Annotated in this window: 1 protein-coding gene; it reads left to right on the top strand. The window is 59.9% G+C overall.

Going from position 1 to position 304, the window contains the following annotated elements:
* On the top strand, positions 1-304 hold a 304-nt coding region (locus BK660_RS32065), incomplete at both ends, for a hypothetical protein (protein ID WP_148057553.1).

Raw genomic sequence — 304 nt, 5'->3', positions numbered from 1 at the left:
AGCCAGAATGCTGGCGTGCAACTGACCGCCGCCAGCTTGCGCAACGGCAAAGGTTCGATCCAGAGCGAAGGCGCGTTGAGCCTTGAAACCAGCGCTGACTTCGATAACCAGAGCGGCAAGGTCATCGCGCAAAGCGGCAATGTGTTGGTCAAAGCGGCCAACATCGATAACCGTGGCGGCACGCTTTCCAGCATCAAAGGTGCTCTGGAAGCGCGCACCGTCGGTGTGCTGCGCAACGGTTTCGACCTCAATAACAATCGCCAGGGCGGCATCATTCAGGCGCAGGGTCTGACCCTGACGGCAC

The organism is Pseudomonas brassicacearum, assembly GCF_003732265.1.
Classification (GTDB): domain Bacteria; phylum Pseudomonadota; class Gammaproteobacteria; order Pseudomonadales; family Pseudomonadaceae; genus Aquipseudomonas; species Aquipseudomonas brassicacearum_D.
The sequence above is the reverse complement of the archived record's forward strand: the minus strand, read 5'-3'. Positions and strand labels throughout refer to the sequence as shown.